Source organism: Paracidovorax citrulli, from assembly GCF_900100305.1.
GTDB classification, from domain to species: domain Bacteria; phylum Pseudomonadota; class Gammaproteobacteria; order Burkholderiales; family Burkholderiaceae_C; genus Paracidovorax; species Paracidovorax citrulli.
Genome location: NZ_FNEY01000019.1, coordinates 29625 through 47676, shown reverse-complemented (window position 1 = coordinate 47676; position 18052 = coordinate 29625). Strand labels below are relative to the sequence as shown.

20 protein-coding genes and 2 tRNA genes are annotated in these 18052 nt (G+C 67.2%); 5 read left to right on the top strand and 17 right to left on the bottom strand.

Annotated features, from left to right (window positions below; genetic code table 11):
* The first annotated feature begins 25 nt into the window (after nt 1-25).
* Entirely contained in the window at nt 26-667 is a 642-nt protein-coding gene (locus tag BLR99_RS13830; protein ID WP_011795561.1) for a glutaredoxin family protein, read from the top strand.
* A gap of 57 nt (nt 668-724) precedes the next feature.
* On the opposite strand, the gene rpiA is transcribed toward BLR99_RS13830, so the two are convergent.
* Nucleotides 725-1417: a ribose-5-phosphate isomerase RpiA gene (rpiA, locus tag BLR99_RS13825; RefSeq protein WP_074687285.1), complete on the bottom strand. Its 693-nt coding sequence runs from the start codon at nt 1415-1417 to the stop codon at nt 725-727.
* 34 nt (nt 1418-1451) lie between these two features.
* Between rpiA and BLR99_RS13820 the strand changes: the two genes are divergently transcribed.
* Entirely contained in the window at nt 1452-2531 is a 1080-nt protein-coding gene (locus tag BLR99_RS13820; RefSeq protein WP_011795559.1) for a quinone-dependent dihydroorotate dehydrogenase, read from the top strand.
* Between the two features lie 87 nt (nt 2532-2618).
* Here the strand turns inward: BLR99_RS13820 and BLR99_RS13815 are convergent, their stop codons facing one another.
* From BLR99_RS13815 to uvrB, 16 genes are all read right to left on the bottom strand, one after another.
* Nucleotides 2619-2978 (bottom strand): hypothetical protein, encoded by a 360-nt coding sequence (locus BLR99_RS13815; RefSeq protein ID WP_011795558.1) that lies wholly within the window; start codon nt 2976-2978, stop codon nt 2619-2621.
* 5 nt (nt 2979-2983) lie between these two features.
* Nucleotides 2984-3379 (bottom strand): phage holin family protein, encoded by a 396-nt coding sequence (locus BLR99_RS13810; RefSeq protein ID WP_011795557.1) that lies wholly within the window; start codon nt 3377-3379, stop codon nt 2984-2986.
* Between the two features lie 96 nt (nt 3380-3475).
* Nucleotides 3476-3784: an ElaB/YgaM/YqjD family protein gene (locus tag BLR99_RS13805; RefSeq protein WP_041827401.1), complete on the bottom strand. Its 309-nt coding sequence runs from the start codon at nt 3782-3784 to the stop codon at nt 3476-3478.
* A gap of 118 nt (nt 3785-3902) precedes the next feature.
* Nucleotides 3903-5006 (bottom strand): NAD(P)/FAD-dependent oxidoreductase, encoded by a 1104-nt coding sequence (locus BLR99_RS13800; RefSeq protein WP_017438071.1) that lies wholly within the window; start codon nt 5004-5006, stop codon nt 3903-3905.
* On the bottom strand, nt 5003-6073 hold the full coding sequence (locus tag BLR99_RS13795) for a histone deacetylase family protein (RefSeq protein ID WP_017438072.1): 1071 nt from the start codon (nt 6071-6073) through the stop codon (nt 5003-5005). Before BLR99_RS13795 ends, BLR99_RS13800 begins: the two co-directional genes overlap by 4 nt.
* Before the next feature lie 137 nt (nt 6074-6210).
* Nucleotides 6211-6285: transfer RNA gene (locus tag BLR99_RS13790), tRNA-Val, on the bottom strand.
* Nucleotides 6286-6329: 44 nt separating this feature from the next.
* Nucleotides 6330-6404 (bottom strand) — tRNA-Val (locus tag BLR99_RS13785).
* Between the two features lie 27 nt (nt 6405-6431).
* A complete protein-coding gene (gene dnaQ / locus BLR99_RS13780; RefSeq protein WP_011795553.1) occupies nt 6432-7163 on the bottom strand; it encodes a DNA polymerase III subunit epsilon in 732 nt (243 codons plus the stop codon).
* Nucleotides 7164-7221: 58 nt separating this feature from the next.
* Nucleotides 7222-7560: an ISC system 2Fe-2S type ferredoxin gene (gene fdx, locus BLR99_RS13775; protein ID WP_011795552.1), complete on the bottom strand. Its 339-nt coding sequence runs from the start codon at nt 7558-7560 to the stop codon at nt 7222-7224.
* A gap of 34 nt (nt 7561-7594) precedes the next feature.
* Entirely contained in the window at nt 7595-9457 is a 1863-nt protein-coding gene (gene hscA, locus BLR99_RS13770) for a Fe-S protein assembly chaperone HscA (protein WP_011795551.1), read from the bottom strand.
* Between the two features lie 107 nt (nt 9458-9564).
* Nucleotides 9565-10083 (bottom strand): Fe-S protein assembly co-chaperone HscB, encoded by a 519-nt coding sequence (gene hscB / locus BLR99_RS13765; protein WP_017438073.1) that lies wholly within the window; start codon nt 10081-10083, stop codon nt 9565-9567.
* Nucleotides 10084-10175: 92 nt separating this feature from the next.
* Nucleotides 10176-10499, bottom strand: coding sequence for an iron-sulfur cluster assembly protein IscA (gene iscA / locus BLR99_RS13760; RefSeq protein WP_011795549.1), 324 nt, complete (start codon nt 10497-10499; stop codon nt 10176-10178).
* A 6-nt stretch (nt 10500-10505) separates the two neighbouring features.
* Nucleotides 10506-10904 (bottom strand): Fe-S cluster assembly scaffold IscU, encoded by a 399-nt coding sequence (gene iscU / locus BLR99_RS13755; protein ID WP_011795548.1) that lies wholly within the window; start codon nt 10902-10904, stop codon nt 10506-10508.
* Between the two features lie 39 nt (nt 10905-10943).
* The gene (locus tag BLR99_RS13750) at nt 10944-12164 is read right to left on the bottom strand and encodes an IscS subfamily cysteine desulfurase (protein WP_011795547.1); all 1221 of its coding nucleotides are present in this window, start codon (nt 12162-12164) and stop codon (nt 10944-10946) included.
* Between the two features lie 96 nt (nt 12165-12260).
* A complete protein-coding gene (gene iscR, locus BLR99_RS13745; protein ID WP_011795546.1) occupies nt 12261-12797 on the bottom strand; it encodes a Fe-S cluster assembly transcriptional regulator IscR in 537 nt (178 codons plus the stop codon).
* Between the two features lie 256 nt (nt 12798-13053).
* Nucleotides 13054-15144: an excinuclease ABC subunit UvrB gene (gene uvrB / locus BLR99_RS13740; protein WP_011795545.1), complete on the bottom strand. Its 2091-nt coding sequence runs from the start codon at nt 15142-15144 to the stop codon at nt 13054-13056.
* A 104-nt stretch (nt 15145-15248) separates the two neighbouring features.
* Between uvrB and BLR99_RS13735 the strand changes: the two genes are divergently transcribed.
* From BLR99_RS13735 to BLR99_RS13725, 3 genes are all read left to right on the top strand, one after another.
* Entirely contained in the window at nt 15249-16445 is a 1197-nt protein-coding gene (locus BLR99_RS13735) for an amino acid aminotransferase (RefSeq protein ID WP_011795544.1), read from the top strand.
* 105 nt (nt 16446-16550) lie between these two features.
* Nucleotides 16551-17441 (top strand): CoA transferase, encoded by an 891-nt coding sequence (locus BLR99_RS13730; protein WP_011795543.1) that lies wholly within the window; start codon nt 16551-16553, stop codon nt 17439-17441.
* A 144-nt stretch (nt 17442-17585) separates the two neighbouring features.
* Nucleotides 17586-17999 carry a hypothetical protein gene (locus BLR99_RS13725; protein WP_011795542.1) on the top strand — a complete coding sequence of 138 codons (414 nt, stop codon included), beginning with the start codon at nt 17586-17588 and terminating at the stop codon, nt 17997-17999.
* Nucleotides 18000-18052 lie beyond the last annotated feature (53 nt).

Sequence of the window (18052 nt, the reverse complement as noted above, 5' to 3'; positions counted from 1 at the left end):
CCCACGCCCGAGGAGACACGCCCCCATGCCATCCCTGCCCCCCGCAGTCCGCCTGGCTGCGCTGTGCCTGGCCAGCGCGGCTGCCGCGCTGCCCGCTACCGCCCAGAACGTCTATCGCATCGTCGGCCCGGACGGCAAGGTGACTTTCTCCGACCGGGCGCCGGACGCGCAATCGGGACCGGCGACGGTGAACGGCAAGCCTGTCGGTACCTCTGCCAGCGGCCTGCCCTATGAATTGCAGCAGGTCGCTTCGCGGTTTCCCGTCACGCTCTACACCGGCAACGACTGCGCGCCCTGCACAAGCGCGCGTAATCTGCTGACGAGCCGCGGCGTGCCCTTCACCGAGCGCACCGTGAACACCAACGAGGACGCCGAGGCCCTGCAGCGCCTGAGCGGCTCCACCGCACTGCCTTTCGCCACCATCGGATCGCAGCAGCTCAGCGGCTTCTCCGACACCGAGTGGACACAGTACCTCGATGCCGCGGCGTACCCCAAGCAGTCGCAACTGCCCCCGAACTACCGGCGGCCGCCTGCCACGCCTCTGGTCAGCGCCAAGCCTGCCACGCCGGCCCCGGCAGCGCCACCTGCCGCACCGCCCGCTCCGGTACAACGACCAGCCGCGCCGCCTGCGCCTTCGCCTGCGAACCCCGCCGGCATCCAGTTCTGACGTGCATGGGTAACGGTGCGCAACGGCCGTGGGCCGGACGCGCCGGCTGCCCCCCTCTCAGTACGTGAAAGTCCGGACACCCTCCGGCGCACCGATCAGCGCCACGTCGGCCTTCTGATGGGCGAAGACGCCCACCGTCACCACGCCCGGCCACTGGCTGACCTCCGACTCGAACGCCAGCGGATCCTGGATCGAGAGGCCCTTCACGTCGAGGATGTACTGCTGGTTGTCCGTCACCAGCGGCTGTCCGTCCGCCCCCCGGCGCAACACCGCCTGCCCGCCCCGCGCGGCGAAACGGCGCGCGATCTGCTGCGCCGCCATGGGAATCACCTCGACCGGAAGCGGAAACCGGCCCAGCGTCTCCACCAGCTTGGAGACGTCGGCGATGCATACGAACTGCCGGGCCAGGGCCGCCACGATCTTCTCGCGCGTGAGTGCAGCGCCACCGCCCTTGACCATGTGGCCTCGCGGATCGATCTCGTCCGCGCCATCGATATAGACGGACAGGGACTCCACCTCGTTGGCGTCGAAGACCGGAATGCCCAGCGCACGCAGCCGCTGCGTGCTGGCCTCGGAACTCGACACCGCGCCCCGGATGCGGTCCTTCATCGAACCCAGTGCATGGATGAACTGGTTCACCGTCGAGCCCGTGCCGACGCCGACGATGTCGCCGGGCACCACGTATTTCAGCGCGGCCTGGCCCACCAGGGCTTTGAGTTCATCTTGGGAAAGGGGTGCGGGAGTGGTCATGGGAGAGAATCGGAGTGAAGCCCGAATTATCCCCATGTCCCTGATCCCCTACGCCCTCACCCGCCCCTTCCTCTTCGGCATGGATGCCGAAGCTGCCCACGAACTCACCATGGACATGCTCGCGCGCGGCCAGCGCACGCCCCTGCAGTGGGCATGGAGCGGCGAGCAGGTGTCCGATCCCGTCCAGCTCGCGGGCCTCACCTTTCCCAACCGCGTGGGCATGGCCGCAGGGCTGGACAAGAACGCGCGCTGCATCGACGCCCTGGGTGCCATGGGATTCGGTTTCGTCGAAGTGGGCACCGTCACTCCGCGCGCCCAACCCGGCAACCCCAAGCCGCGAATGTTCCGTCTGCCCGAAGCCAACGCCCTCATCAACCGCCTCGGCTTCAACAACGAAGGCCTGGACGCCTTCCTGCACAACGTGCGGCAGTCGAACCACCACGCACGCCCCGGCATGCGCCCCATGCTGCTGGGCCTCAACATCGGCAAGAACGCCACCACGCCGATCGAGGACGCCACGCGCGACTACCTGCTGTGCCTGGAAGGCGTGTACCCGCACGCCGACTACGTCACGGTCAACATCAGCTCCCCCAACACCCAGAACCTGCGCGCGCTGCAGAGCGACGCAGCCCTCGACGGATTGCTGGGCGCCATCGCCGAGCGGCGGGAATCGCTGGCCCGGCAGCCTGAAAAAGCCACGGGGCGCCCTCGCCGCGTTCCCATCTTCGTGAAGATCGCCCCCGACCTGGCCGAGGAGCAGGTGGCTGTCATCGCATCCACGCTGCAACGCCATGGCATGGACGGCGTCATCGCCACCAACACCACCATTTCGCGCGATGCGGTGCAGGGGCTGCGGCATGCGGAGGAAACCGGTGGCCTGAGCGGCGCGCCGGTGCGGGAAGCCAGCAACCGCGTCATCCGCCAGTTGCGCCATGCATTGGGCAAGGACTTCCCCATCATCGGAGTGGGCGGCATCCTCAGCGCCGAGGACGCGGTCGAGAAGATCCGCGCGGGCGCCGACGTGGTACAGATCTACACCGGCCTCATCTACCGGGGCCCCGCGCTGGTTCCCCAGGTCGCCAAGGCGCTGCGCGCCATGCCGCGCCCAGCCTGAGCGCACGGAAACAGGCCGGCTGCGGCCGCGTAGCCCGCGGCCTGTCCCATCCGCAGACCGCGCGTGGCGAATAGCCAGCGCCGCCGATCAACGCTTCATTTTCATGACGAGGGGCATCAGCACACCCGCCCAGCGGATGATGCGGCTGGGGCCCACGGCAGCCGCGGCCCCGGCGGCGGCCACCACCATGATCGGATGCTGCCGCGCGAACCAGATGACCCGCTCGACCAGCGGAGCATCCGGGTCCAGCGGCCGCGGGCCGCCTTCCGCCCCCTGCTGGGCGCGCAATGCCGCGGCCTGCTGCTGCGCGAGACGGCGGCTGTGCAGGCGCTCGCGCTGCAGCGCGATGCGCTCGAGGATCTTGCGTTGTTCGGGGGTGGCGTGCAGATCGCCGAGCGCCGGCCGGAAGTCGGTTTCGCCGGCCGTGGAAGCGTGCGGTGCGGACATCGGGATTACAGCCTTTCCTTGATCTGCCGCCAGTCTTCGCGCAGTTCGCGGCGCGTGAGGGCGAAAGCGTTGCCGGCCTGCCTGGCGGTGGTCACGAGACTGATCAGCGTGACCGCCCACAGCGCCAGCCAGGAGCCGGCCACGATCCACGCCACCATGGCACGGTCCGGCGAATCCCAGAAATGGACCATGATGGCGAGCGAAAGCAGGATGAGCGCGATCACGGTCAGCCCTGCAGCGGCGACGACGAGCACCACGATCCATGCCAACCGGCGCTTTTCCTCGGCCCATTCCAGGCGGGCCAGATCCCAGCGGTCCTCTGCGGCGATGGCACCTTCAATGGTGGCTGCACGGATGCGCGCAACCCACCCTTCCAATCCCAGTAGCGCCAACCAATTCATGAGGACCTTTCGATGCAGTGAAAAGGCCGGGTGCCGTGCGTGCCCAGCCAGAAGGAGAGAGATGGCGGCGCCCGGCGTGGCGAGCGCCTGCCCCGCTCAGCGCCGGGCGAGCAGGAAGCCGACCAGGGCGCCTGCGGCCAGTGCCGCCGTGGCAACGCGCCAGGGCTCGTCGTGCGCATAGCGGTCCGCCACGCGGGCTGCTTCCTTCGCCTGGTTGGCGGCCTCCTGCGCTGCGCGCACGGCGGAGTCACGCACCGTGTTCACGCCATCGTCCAGCCGGCGGCGCAGCTGGCGGATTTCCGGAACGCTGTCCAGGTCCTTGTTGGACAGCAGGCCGCGCAGGTCGGTGACCAGCCTTTCCAGTTCTTGTTGTGCATTGGAGAAGGTTTCGGATGCAGAGGTCATAAACAAGCCTTTCATAGCAGAACCCAAAGGTAATCCGCCCCTCCCAGGTCGGCTGTAGGCGGATGTCCCATATTACCGGCCACGATGAAGCGCGAAGCCACAGCCCGCCGCGGAGCCCTCAGCCGCGCGCAGCGGCCGTGACGTATTCCGCGATCGCCAGGCAACTGGTGAGCCCGGGCGATTCGATGCCGTACAGATGCACCAGCCCCGGCACCCCATGCACCCCCGGGCCCTGGACCACGAAATCCGCGGCCGGCTCGTGCGGTCCGTGGATCTTGGGACGCATGCCCGCGTAGGCAGGCTGGAGCGCCCCGTCCTGCAAAGCCGGCCAGTACTTCCGCACCTCTGCATAGAACGCCTGGCCACGTGCGGGATCCACCGCCAGATCGCCGCTTTCCGAGACCCATTCCACGTCCGGGCCGAACCTGGCCTGCCCTCCGAGATCGAGGGTCAGGTGCACGCCCAGGCCTGCCGCCTCGGGCACGGGATAGACCAGCCGCGAAAACGGTGCCCGGCCGGAGTACGAGAAGTAGCTTCCCTTGGCGTAGTAGGCCGCCGGCACCATGTCGTGCCGCATGCCCGCGAAACGGCGAGCCACCGCCGGCGCCTGCAGACCGGCCGCGTTGATGACACAGCGGGCGAGCAGCTTCGTGCCGTCCTCGGCCTGCAGCAGGATACCGTCCGACCCGCACTGCGCCGCGGAGAAAGCGGAGTTGAGTGCCACGATGCCGCCAGCGTGCTCCAGATCCCCCTGCAGTGCCAGCATGAGCGCGTGGCTGTCCACGATGCCCGTGCTGGGCGACAATAGCGCACCGGCACATGCGAGGGCCGGCTCGAGCGCCACGGCCTCGTCACGGCCGAGGCGCTGCAGGTCGGACACACCGTTGGCCCGCGCGCGCGCCGCGATGCCATCGAGCGATGCGAACTGCGAAGACGACGTGGCGACGATGAGCTTGCCGCACCGGCGATGCGGTACCCCGCGCTGCGCGCAGTAGGCATACAGGAGCTCCCTGCCCTGCACGCACAGCCGCGCCTTGAGCGAGCCCTGCGGATAGTAGATGCCCGCGTGGATGACCTCGCTGTTGCGCGAGCTCGTGCCAGTGCCGATGGCCCCTGCGGCCTCCAGCACGAGCACCTCCCGGCCCTCCATCGCCAGCGCCCTGGCCACCGCGAGCCCCACCACACCCGCTCCGATGACGACGCATTCGACCGCGTCGCTCATGGCCGCCCTTCCGGTCCGGCACCGCCCGCCACGCGCTCGAAGCCCTCGAGCACGTTGACTGCGTTCACCCCCAGTTCGGCAGCCGCGTATCCGCCTTCGAGCACGAAGACCGTCGGCAGCCCGAGGCCTGCGAGTCTGGCGCCCACTTCGATGAAGTCCGGCGACGACAGCGTGAACCGCGAGATGGGGTCGCCCTCGAACGTGTCGAGGCCCAGCGGCACGACCAGCGCCTGCGCGCCGCATTCCTCGACACGCGCGCAGGCCCGGTCGAGCGCGCCGAGCCAGTCGGGAAAGGCGGTTCCGGCCGGCAGCGGGATATTGAAATTGAAGCCTGCGCCGGGGCCCGCGCCGGTTTCGTCGGCATGCCCCAGATAGAACGGATACTCGGTCCGCGGGTCGCCATGGATGCTGATGCACATCACGTCGGAGCGATCGTAAAAGATGCTTTGCGTGCCGTTGCCATGGTGGTAGTCCACATCCAGCACGGCCACGCGGCGGGCGGTGCCGGCATCGAGCAGCCACTGGGCCGCCACGGCCGCATTGTTGAGAAAGCAGTAGCCGCCCATGAAGTCGGGCCCGGCGTGGTGGCCCGGAGGACGGGTGCAGCAGAACGCGGCACGCGCTCCCGCCGCCACCGCGGCCGCCGCGCTCGCGGCCGCATCGGCACCCGCCTTGGCTGCCGCCCAGGTGCCTTCGGACAGGGGTGAGCCGTTGTCCATGGAATACAGGCCCAGCCGCGCGACGAAGTTCTCGGGTTCGACATCGTCACGCAGCGTACGCACCGGCCAGACCGAAGGAAACGGCTGCACGCCGGCATTGCGCTCATCCAGCGACAGCCATTGCGGCCATGCGTCCTGCAGGAAGCGCAGGTACCGCGGCGCGTGCACACGTGCCAGGACGGCCTGGCTGTCCGTGTCCGGAGCACGCAGCGCGTAACCCTGCCGGCGCAGCCGGGCCTCCACGTAATCGGCGCGGTCGGGCTTCTCGAAGCAGGGAACACGCTCGCCCCGGAAGAACTCGTGGACCGGCGCGTGGAGACGGTGCGAGGGGTTGTGGTAGATGATCACGGCAGCCTTGCGTCTGGCAGGAAGAAAGCCGGATTGTGGCCGAGGAGCCGCCGCCGCCGGCGCCGGGAGCAGCGCCTGGCCGCCAGCGCGCGCAAAGCAAAAACCCCCTGCAGGCAGGGCCTGCAGGGGGTCTGGAATGGTGGGTGATACATGGATCGAACATGTGACCCCTGCCGTGTGAAGGCAGTGCTCTACCGCTGAGCTAATCACCCTTTACGGAAGAACCACCTGGAAAGCAGCCCGTCCGGATCAAAACTGGTGGGTGATACATGGATCGAACATGTGACCCCTGCCGTGTGAAGGCAGTGCTCTACCGCTGAGCTAATCACCCCAGTGCCGTTGTTGCGGCAGCCCATGATTATGGCATAGCTTTTTGGCCGTCCGAAGAAATTTTCCAAATAGTTTTGCCGCCGCTGGCCTTGTCGATCTGGGCCAGGACTTCGTCGTGCGCAGCCAGTTCCTGCTCGCTGGCCAGGAGCACCGGCAGCGTGAAGGCCGAAAGATCCACGGGCGCCAGGCGCACGGCGGTTTCATCGCCCTCCTGCGCGTCGTCGGCGATCAGCAGCGCATCCTGGCCGCGCGTGAGGTTGATGTACACATCGGCCAGCAGCTCCGCGTCCAGCAGCGCCCCGTGCAGCGTACGACCGGAGTTGTCCACGCCCAGCCGGTCGCACAGCGCGTCCAGCGAGTTGCGCTTGCCCGGGTACATCTCCTTGGCCATCACCAGCGTGTCCGTCACGCTCTCGACGTAGCTGGTGAACGCGGGACGACCCGTCAGCTCCAGCTCCTTGTTCAGGAAGCCCACGTCGAAGGCCGCGTTGTGGATGATGATTTCAGCACCCTGGAGGTATTCCAGGATCTCGTCCACCACCTCGGCGAACTTGGGCTTGTCCTTCAGGAACTCGTTGCTGATGCCGTGCACCTTCAGCGCGTCCTCGTGGCTGTCGCGCTCCGGGTTGAAGTACAGGTGCAGGTTGTTGCCGGTCAGTTTGCGGTTCAACAGCTCCACGCATCCCAGTTCGATGATGCGGTCGCCACCCTCCGCGGACAGGCCCGTGGTTTCGGTATCGAGAACGATCTGCCGCGTCATGCCCGGCCTCCTGCACATGCCGCGGTACCGACCGGGCGGAATTCAGCCTGGGCCTGCATCAGTGGTTCTCCTTGGCATGGTTGATCGTGTACTTTGGAATCTCCACCGTCACGTCCTTCTGCGCAAGGATCGCCTGGCAGGACAGCCGCGACTGCGGCTCGAGCCCCCAGGCCCGGTCGAGCAGGTCTTCCTCCTCTTCCTCGGCCTCGTTGAGCGACTCGTAGCCCTGCCGCACGATCACATGGCAGGTGGTGCAGGCGCAGCTCATGTCGCAGGCGTGCTCGATCTTGATGCCATTGTCCAGCAGGGCTTCGCAGATCGAGGTGCCCGCGGGCGCGCTTACCTCCGTGCCGGCAGGACAGTATTCGGGATGGGGCAGTATCTTGATGACAGGCATGTCGTGGGCTGGCTTGAAAGGATGTTCTGGTGCCTCAGAGGCTCTGGACGCTCTTGCCGGCCAGCGCCTGCTGGATGCCCCGGTTCATGCGCCGGGCGGCGAAAGCTTCCGTGCCCCTGGCGAGGGCCTGGGTCGCGGCATCGATGGCGGAGGCATCTTCATGCTCGCGCACTGCCTCCAATGCCTGCACGAGCACGTCGATGGACTGGCGCTCGCCCGGCGGAAGGATATCGCCGTCGGCCTCCAGCGCCGTGCGGGTCGCCATGAGCATGCGGTCCGCCTCCACGCGGGCCTCGACCAGCGCACGGGCCCGCATGTCCTCGCCCGCCGTGGCGAAACCTTCCTGCAGCATGCGCGCGATCTGGTCGTCGGACAGGCCGTAGGACGGCTTGACGTCCACCCGCGCTTCGACACCCGTGCTCTGCTCGCGCGCGCTCACGCCCAGCAGGCCATCGGCATCCACCGTGAAAGTGACGCGGATGCGCGCCGCTCCCGCCGCCATCGGCGGGATGCCGCGCAGCTCGAAGCGGGCCAGGCTGCGGCAATCCGCGACCAGGTCCCGCTCGCCCTGCACCACATGGATGGCCAGGGCCGTCTGGCCGTCCTTGTAGGTCGTGAAATCCTGGGCCTTGGCGGTGGGAATGGTCTCGTTGCGCGAGATGATGCGCTCCACGAGCCCTCCCATGGTTTCGATGCCCAGCGACAGGGGGATCACGTCCAGCAGCAGCATGTCGCCCGCCGGGTCATTGCCGGCAAGCTGGTGCGCCTGGATGGCGGCGCCCAGGGCGACCACCTCGTCCGGATTCAGGTTGTTCAAGGGCTCGGTGCCGAAGAACGCGGCCACCGCGCGCTGGATCTGCGGCATGCGGGTGGACCCGCCGACCATCACGACGCCCTGGATGTCCTCCCGCTGCAGGCGCGCATCCCGCAAGGCACGTCGTACCGCCGCCAGCGTGCGCTCCGTCAGCGCCGACGTGATGGCATCGAAATCACCGCGGAGCACGTCCAGCCGGACCTCGTTGCCGCCGATACGCGCCGAAAACAGCGCGCTCTCGGCGGCCGTCAGCCCTTCCTTGCACGCCCGTGCCGCGATGCGCGCTGCCGCCTTGTCCTGCGCGCTTTCGGCCCGGATGCCCAGCCGCTGCAGCGCCCACTCCGCCAGCACGGCATCGTAGTCGTCGCCGCCGAGCGCGGAATCACCACCGGTGGCGATCACCTCGAACACCCCCTGCGTCAGGCGCAGGATGGAAATGTCGAAGGTTCCACCGCCCAGGTCATAGACCGCATAGACGCCCTCGCTGGCATTGTCCAGGCCGTAGGCAATGGCCGCAGCCGTGGGTTCGTTGATGAGGCGCAGCAGGTTCAGGCCCGCCAGACGGGCGGCGTCCTTGGTCGCCTGCCGCTGCGCGTCGTCGAAATAGGCAGGCACGGTGATCACCGCGCCGTAGAGGTCCTCGTCGAAGGTGTCTTCGGCACGGTGGCGCAGTTCGGCCAGGATTTCCGCGCTCACCTCGACGGGAGACTTCACCCCGTCCACGGTTTGCATCGCCACCATGTCGCCTTCCTGGCCGGGAACGAAGGCGTAGGGCAGGCGCTCGGGATGGTCGATATCCTTGAGCCCGCGGCCCATGAAGCGCTTGACAGACACCAGGGTGTTGGCGGCGTCTTCCGACCGGGAGTCCATGGCCGCGTAGCCGATCTGCCGGCGTCCCTGGGGCAGGTAGCGCACCACCGAAGGCAGCAGCAACCGGCCCTCGGCATCCGGCAGGCACTCCGCGGCACCATTGCGCACGGCGGCCACCAGGGAGTGGGTCGTCCCGAGATCGATACCGACCGCGATGCGGCGCTGGTGGGGATTCGGGGACTGGCCGGGTTCGGAAATCTGCAGAAGCGCCATGGTGGTGGTAACGTGCAAGCCGGAGGGTAAAGTGGGTCGCGAAGGCGCCCTGCTCCGGAAAATGGAAAACGCGCGAGGCCATGCGGGCCTGCGGAAGAAGCAAGGGGCTATTGTTCCAGTTGCTCCCGGCGGCGATCGATGTCGAGCGCAAAGCGCTCAATGAACATAAGGCCTCTGACAGCCCCCGCCGCGGCCGCATAGTCCTGGCGCACGTCGATCAGTTCGCCGCAGCGATCCAGTGCGTCGCCACGGGCCTGTCGCACCTCCGCCTCCAGCCGGTCGATGGCGGCCCCGTCGGCGGCATCGTCGAGGGCTTCGCGCCACTCCATCTGCTGCATCAGGAATGCCGCCGGCATGGCCGTGTTGTCCTCCGCCTGGATGGGGGCCCCGTGGAGTTCGCACAGGTAGGCCGCCCGGCGGATCGGATCCTTCAGCCGCTGGTAGGCCTCATTGATGCGCACGGACCATTGCATCGCCACCCTCTGGGCCGCCGCGCCCTGCGCCGCGAAGCGGTCGGGATGGGCCTCCCGCTGCAGGGCTTTCCAGCGGGCATCGATCGCCGGGCGCTCCTGGGCGAAGCGCTTGGGCAGGTCGAAAAGCTCGAAATCGTCGGATTGCAGATTCATGTCAAGAAAAAAACCGCCAGCACACCTGCGATGGCGGTTCGTCATGGTCCATGCCGGCGACACCGGCAGAAACGCCCGGAGGGCCGGACGGCTCAGACGCGGAAACTTTCCCCGCAGCCGCAGCGGTCGCGCTCGTTGGGATTGTTGAAGCGAAAACCTTCGTTCAATCCTTCCCGCACGAAATCCAGCTGCGTGCCGTCGATATACGCCAGGCTCTTCGGGTCGATCAGCACCTTGACGCCGTGGTCCTCGAAGATCACGTCCTCCGGCTCGGGCTCATCGACATACTCCAGCTTGTAGGCCAGGCCGGAGCAACCGGTGGTCTTCACCCCCAGACGCACGCCCAGGCCCTTGCCTCTGCGGGACAGGTACCGGCTGACGTGCCGCGCTGCGGCTTCCGTGAGAGTGATCGCCATGGCCGGTCAGGCTCCCGCCAGGGCCGAGTGCTTGGCCTTGTAGTCCTGCACGGCGGCCTTGATCGCATCCTCGGCCAGGATGGAGCAATGGATCTTGACCGGCGGCAGAGCCAGTTCCTGGGCGATCTCGGCGTTCTTGAGCGCCGCCGCCTCGTCCAGCGTCTTGCCCTTGACCCATTCGGTGACCAGGGACGAGGAAGCGATGGCCGAGCCGCAGCCATACGTCTTGAACCGTGCGTCCTCGATCACACCGGTTTCCGGGTTCACCTTGATCTGCAGCTTCATCACGTCGCCGCAGGCGGGAGCGCCCACCATGCCGGTGCCCACGGAATCGTCGCTCTTGTCGAACGAACCCACGTTGCGGGGGTTTTCGTAATGGTCGATGACCTTGTCGGAGTAAGCCATGATTTCTACCTGCCTTTCACTTCTTCGTGGCTGCCGGGATCAGTGGGCAGCCCATTGGATGGAGCTGATGTCCACGCCATCCTTGTACATTTCCCACAGGGGGCTCAGTTCGCGCAGCTTGGCGACGTTGTGGCGGATGGAGGACACCGCGACATCGATCTCTTCCTCGGTGGTGAACCGGCCGATCGTCATGCGCAGGCTGCTGTGCGCCAGTTCGTCGCTGCGGCCCAGCGCGCGCAGCACGTAGCTGGGCTCCAGGCTCGCGGAGGTGCACGCGGAGCCCGACGACACCGCCAGGCCCTTGATACCCATGATCAGCGATTCGCCTTCGACGAAGTTGAAGCTGATGTTGAGGTTGTGCGGCACGCGGCGCTCGAGGTCGCCGTTCACGAACACCTGTTCGATGTCGGTCAGCCCGTCGAGCAGGCGCTTCTGCAGCACGCGGACCTTGGCAAGGTCCTGCGCCATTTCTTCGCGGGCGATGCGGAAGGCCTCGCCCATGCCGACGATCTGGTGCGTCGGCAGGGTGCCGGAGCGCATGCCGCGCTCGTGCCCTCCACCGTGCATCTGCGCCTCCAGGCGCACCCGGGGCTTGCGGCGCACATAGAGCGCACCGATGCCCTTGGGGCCGTAGGTCTTGTGCGAAGCCAGGCTCATGAGGTCCACCGGCAGGGTCTGCAGGTCGATCTCCACCTTGCCGGTGGCCTGGGCCGCATCGACGTGGAAGATGACGCCCTTTTCGCGGCACAGCGCGCCGATCGCGGGAATGTCCTGAATGACGCCGATCTCGTTATTCACGAACATCACGCTCAGCAGGATCGTGTCGGGGCGGATGGCCGCCTTCAGCACTTCGAAATCGAGCAGGCCGTTTTCCTGCACGTCCAGGTAGGTGACCTCGAAGCCCTGGCGCTCCATCTCGCGCATCGTGTCGAGAACGGCCTTGTGCTCCGTCTTGACGGTGATGAGGTGCTTGCCCTTGCCCTTGTAGAAATGGCCTGCGCCCTTGATGGCGAGGTTGTTGGACTCGGTGGCACCGCTGGTCCAGACGATCTCGCGGGGATCCGCTTGGATGAGCGCCGCGACGTCGGCACGCGCCTTTTCCACGGCCTCCTCGGCTTCCCAGCCCCACGCATGGCTGCGCGACGCCGGGTTGCCGAAGTGCTCGCGCAACCAGGGGATCATGGCGTCCACCACGCGCGGATCGACCGGCGTCGTGGCTCCATAGTCCAGGTAGATGGGGAAATGCGGTGTCATGTCCATGGCTGGCTCAGTAAATGTCTGGCTGGCGAATCGTGGCGACGGGAGCGGCCCTGACCGAGCCGACCCCGAACCCCGGGGTCGCCCGGGCCGTCGGGTTCAGGATTTGGCGAATGCGTTGCCCAGGGCGAACACGGAGTTGGGTGCATTCACGCGGATGGGCTTGACCACCGGCGTCGTGGAAATGGCGCGGCGGACCACCGGCTTGTCCTCGATCTGCACGCCCTTGGCGATCTGGTCGTCCACCAGCTTCTGCAGCGTGACGGAGTCCAGGAACTCGACCATGCGCTGGTTCAGGGAGGCCCACAGCTCGTGCGTCATGCAGCGGCCCGCCTCGCCCAGGCAGTTTTCCTTGCCGCCGCATTGCGTGGCGTCGATGGGTTCGTCCACCGACACGATGATGTCGGCGACGGTGATGTCGGCCGCCTTGCGGGCCAGGGTGTAGCCGCCGCCCGGGCCGCGGGTGGATTCGACGAGTTCATGGCGGCGCAGCTTGCCGAAGAGCTGCTCCAGGTACGACAGCGAAATCTGCTGGCGCTGGCTGATGGCCGCCAGCGTGACGGGACCATTGTTCTGGCGGAGGGCCAGGTCGATCATTGCGGTGACCGCGAAACGGCCTTTGGTAGTGAGACGCATCGCAAGCTCCTTTGCTAGCTTGTCCGTTATAGAAATGCCGGAACCCGATGGCACTGGGCATACCGCAGAGGTCGCCGGCTCGTCTCCGCCCCTACACTCCCGCACGAAGCCCCATGGACGGGGAGCACAGGAGCCCTTCTTCGTGGGCTGTTTTCTTGAGTGTTGCGCCCAAGTATAGCACAAAACCCTATTGTTTTTGTCGGGTAACAAAACCCATCAGTCACCTTTTCGCCCAGGCGGCGCCCTCTTCTTACGTTCAGGCCGCCTGGTCGGCCCCGCTGGCTCCGAAGGCCTGCGCCTTCAGCCGGTTCAGCTGGTCCCGCACCCGGGCGGCCTGTTCGAACTCCAGGTTGCGCGCATGGTCCAGCATCTGCTTTTCCAGCCGCTTGATTTCGCGGGCGACATCCTTTTCGGACATGTCCTCGACCTGGGCCCGGCGCAGGGCCTCCTGCTCGAGACGCTCGGCCTCCCGGCCGGTCTTCTCGCTATAGACCCCGTCGATCAGGTCGCGGACCTGCTTGACGATGCTCCGTGGCGTGATCCCCTGGGCTTCGTTGTGTGCGATCTGTTTCGCGCGCCGCCGTTCCGTTTCGCCGATGGCTTTTTTCATGGACTCGGTGATGCGGTCCGCATAGAGGATCGCCTGGCCGTTCAGGTTGCGCGCGGCGCGCCCGATGGTCTGGATCAGGCTGCGCTCGGCGCGCAGGAAGCCCTCCTTGTCCGCATCGAGGATGGCCACCAGAGACACCTCGGGGATGTCCAGCCCCTCGCGCAGCAGGTTGATCCCCACCAGTACGTCGAAGGCCCCCAGCCGCAGGTCGCGGATGATTTCCACGCGTTCGACGGTGTCGATGTCGGAGTGGAGGTAGCGCACCTTCACGCCGTTGTCGGTCAGGTAGTCCGTGAGCTGCTCGGCCATGCGCTTGGTGAGCGTGGTGATCAGCACCCGCTCGTTGCGTTCGACACGCACGCGGATCTCCTGCAGCACGTCGTCCACCTGGTGGGTGGCGGGGCGCACCTCCACGACGGGGTCCACCAGCCCCGTCGGGCGCACCACCTGGTCCACCACCTGGCCCGAGTGGGTCTTCTCGTAGTCGGCCGGCGTGGCCGACACGAAGACGACCTGGCGCATGCGCCGCTCGAACTCCTCGAACTTGAGCGGCCGGTTGTCGAGCGCGGAAGGCAGTCGGAAGCCATATTCGACCAGGGTGGTCTTGCGCGCGCGGTCACCGTTGAACATCGCCGCGAGCTGGCCTATCATCTGGTGGCTCTCGTCCAGGAACATGAGGGCGTCGGGAGGCAGGTAGTCGGTGAGCGTGGGCGGCGGATCGCCCGGCGCGGCGCCGGACAGGTGGCGCGTGTAGTTCTCGATGCCCTTGCAGTGGCCGACCTCGCTGAGCATCTCCAGGTCGAACCGGGTGCGCTGCTCCAGGCGCTGCGCCTCCACGAGCTTGCCCTCGGCCACGAACTGGGCCAGCCGCTCGTTCAACTCCAGCTTGATGGTCTCGACGGCGGCCAGCACCTTGTCGCGGGGGGTGACGTAGTGGCTGCTGGGGTAGATGGTGAAGCGCGGGATCTTCTGGCGAACGCGACCGGTGAGCGGGTCGAACAGCGACAGGGTTTCGATCTCGTCGTCGAACAATTCGATGCGGATGGCCAGTTCGCTGTGCTCCGAGGGGAACACGTCGATGGTGTCGCCGCGCACACGGAAGGTGCCGCGCGCGAAATCCTGCTCGTTGCGCGTGTACTGCATGCGGATCAGGCGCGAGATCACGTCGCGCTGGCTGATCTCGTCGCCCACGCGCATGATGAAGCGCATCTTGGTGTAGTCCTCGGGCGCCCCGATACCGTAGATGGCGCTCACCGTGGCCACGATGACCACGTCGCGCCGCTCGAGCACGCTCTTGGTGGCCGACAGCCGCATCTGCTCGATGTGCTCGTTGATGGCCGAGTCCTTTTCGATGAAAAGATCGCGCTGCGGGACGTAGGCCTCGGGCTGGTAATAGTCGTAGTAGCTGACGAAGTACTCGACGGCATTGTTCGGGAAGAACTCCCGGAACTCGCTGTAGAGCTGGGCGGCGAGCGTCTTGTTGGGGGCGAACACGATCGCCGGCCGGCCGAGCCGGGCGATCACGTTGGCCATGGTGAACGTCTTGCCGGACCCGGTCACGCCCAGCAGGGTCTGGAAGACTTCGCCGTCGCGCACGCCCTCGACCAGCTGATCGATGGCGGTGGGCTGGTCGCCCGCCGGCGGATAGGGCTGGTAGAGCTCGAATGGCGAATCGGGAAAGCGCACGAGGGTGCCTTCGCCTCGCGCCTCCGGCATGGTTTCGATGGGTTTTGGCATGGGCTGGCTCAGGGTGGAGCCCTTAAAATCGGGGCGACCTGGCAGAGTACAACAGGCCGGGTCTCCCGTTCCGACATCCTTCGTCGATACCCCAAGGAAACTCCATGTCTCTCTTCACCGCCGTCGAAATGGCACCGCGCGACCCGATCCTGGGTCTGAACGAGCAGTACGCTGCCGACACCAACCCCAACAAGGTCAACCTGGGGGTGGGCGTGTATTTCGACGACAACGGCAAGCTGCCCCTGCTCCAATGCGTCCAGGCCGCGGAAAAGGCCATGATGGACAAGCCTTCGGCACGCGGCTACCTGCCCATCGACGGCATCGTCGCCTATGACAACGCCGTCAAGTCGCTGGTGTTCGGCGAAGGCAGCGAGCCCGTCACCTCCGGCCGCGTTGCGACCGTGCAGGCCATCGGCGGCACGGGCGGCCTGAAGATCGGCGCCGATTTCCTGAAGAAGGTCAGCCCCGACGCCAAGGTGCTGATTTCCGATCCGAGCTGGGAGAACCACCGCGCGCTGTTCACCAACGCCGGCTTCGTGGTCGATACCTACACCTACTACGACGCGGCCAAGCGCGGCGTGAACTTCGAAGGCATGCTGGCCAGCCTCAAGGCCGCCGCGCCCGGCACCATCGTCGTGCTGCACGCCTGCTGCCACAACCCCACCGGCTACGACATCACCTCCGAGCAGTGGGACCAGGTGGTGGCCGTGGTCAAGGCCCAGGGCCTGACGGCCTTCCTCGACATGGCCTACCAGGGCTTCGGCCACGGCATCCAGGAAGACGGTGCGGTGATCCAGAAGTTCGTCGCCGCCGGCCTGAGCTTCTTCGTTTCCACCTCTTTCTCCAAGAGCTTCAGCCTGTATGGCGAGCGCGTGGGCGGCCTGTCCGTGCTGTGCGCCGACAAGGAAGAAGCCTCCCGCGTGCTGAGCCAGCTGAAGATCGTGATCCGCACCAACTACTCCAATCCGCCCACGCATGGCGGCGCGGTGGTGGCCGCGGTGCTGGGCAACCCCGAGCTGCGCGCCCTGTGGGAGAAGGAACTGGGCGAGATGCGCGTGCGCATCAAGGCCATGCGCCAGAAGCTGGTGGACGGCCTCAAGGCCGCCGGCGTGCAGCAGGACATGTCCTTCATCACGCAGCAGATCGGCATGTTCAGCTACTCGGGCCTGTCCAAGGACCAGATGGTGCGCCTGCGCACCGAGTTCGGCGTGTACGGCACCGACACCGGCCGCATGTGCGTGGCCGCGCTCAACAGCAAGAACATCGACTACGTCTGCCAGTCGATCGCCAAGGTGATCTGACCCCGCCCGCGGGCGCCAGCATGGGCAGGAAGCCGCCTCCGGGCGGCTTTTTCATGGGCGCACGGCGCGGCATGCCTCCCTGCCCTGTCCGGGCGATACTGGGGCATGGCCTCCTTACCCCACTCCAACGGCGCGCTGGCCGGTTTCCGCATTCTCAGCATCGCCCTGAACCTTCCGGGACCTGCGGCCCTGGCGCGGTGCCGCGACGAGGGCGCCTCGTGCACGAAGCTCGAGCCGCCCGCGCCCTCGGGCAGGCCCAGCGCGGATCCCATGGCGCTCTATTGCCCGCAGGCCTATGCGGAGCTGCATGCCGGCGTCCGCGTGCTCCAGGCCGACTTGAAAACGCCTGAGGGACAGGCGCTGCTGCACCAGGAACTGGCGGCCACGGATGTGCTGATCACCTCGTTCCGCCCCTCGGCGCTGCAACGGCTCGGGCTGGACTGGCCCACATTGCAGGACCGCCACCCTGCGCTGTCGCTGGTCCGGATCGTGGGCGGCCCGGGCAATGCCGCGGAAGCGCCGGGCCACGATCTCACCTACCAGGCGGAGGCAGGGCTTCTGCCCGCGGGAGAGTTGCTCCCCGCCAGCCTGCATGCGGACATGGCGGGCGCGCTACTGGCGTCCGAGGCGGTGTCGCGTGCATTGCTCGCCAGGCATTCCACGGGAAGGGGCACGGAACACGAGATCGCACTCGCCACAGCGGCCCGGTGGCTGGCGCTGCCCAGGACCTGGGGGCTGGCCCTCCCTGCCGGCGACGTGGGGGGCGCCCACGCGGGATACCGCGTCTATGGATGCGCGGACGGGCGGGTGGCGCTGGCGGCCCTGGAGCCGCATTTCATGGCCCGGCTGTGCGCCGCGGCCGGCCTGCCGCCGGATGCCGGCCCGCGCGATGCGTCCACCCGGGAAGCCATCGCCGGCTTCCTGCGCCATCGTCGCCGGGAGGAGCTGGACCGCTGGGCCCGGCAGGAGGACATCCCCCTGCATACCCTCGACTGACCGGCGCGGGCTGCCGGACATCGGCGCCGTCCGACAACACGCCGCTGGGTTGCCCTACCTGGCGGAAGCAACGCGGCATTGCCCAATCGCTGGAGTCGCGCGGCACCACGTGCGCGCATCCTTTGCCCCACAAGAGGTGAGCCCATGAAGCCGTTCGCACTCGACCCCGACATGACGTCGCCCACCGGCATGTTCTATCCCACGGGCTACGTATTCGCCCTCTTTCCAGGGGAGCAGTCCGGCCGCGACGCGGCGCAGGCCCTGGCGGACCAGGGCTACACCGATGTGTCGCATGCGCCGCCGGACGCGATCCACCAGCACGTGGTGCGCACCCTGGGCAATGCGGATACCCCCCTGCCGAGCGTTGGGGCGGAAGGCGTGATCGTGCGCCGCATCGCCGATCTGGCGGCACAGGGCCACCACGGGCTGCTGATCCGCCCTCGCGACGACGACAGCCCGGAATCGCTGCAGGCGTCCCTGGAACCGCTGGGCGCGAGCGCCGCGTTCTTCTACCGGCGCCTCATCATCGAAGACCTCATCACCCAGCCTGCGGCCTGAGGGCTGCCTGCCCGGGCCGCAGCCCCGGCCGTAACGCAGGGTGCGGACTGGCA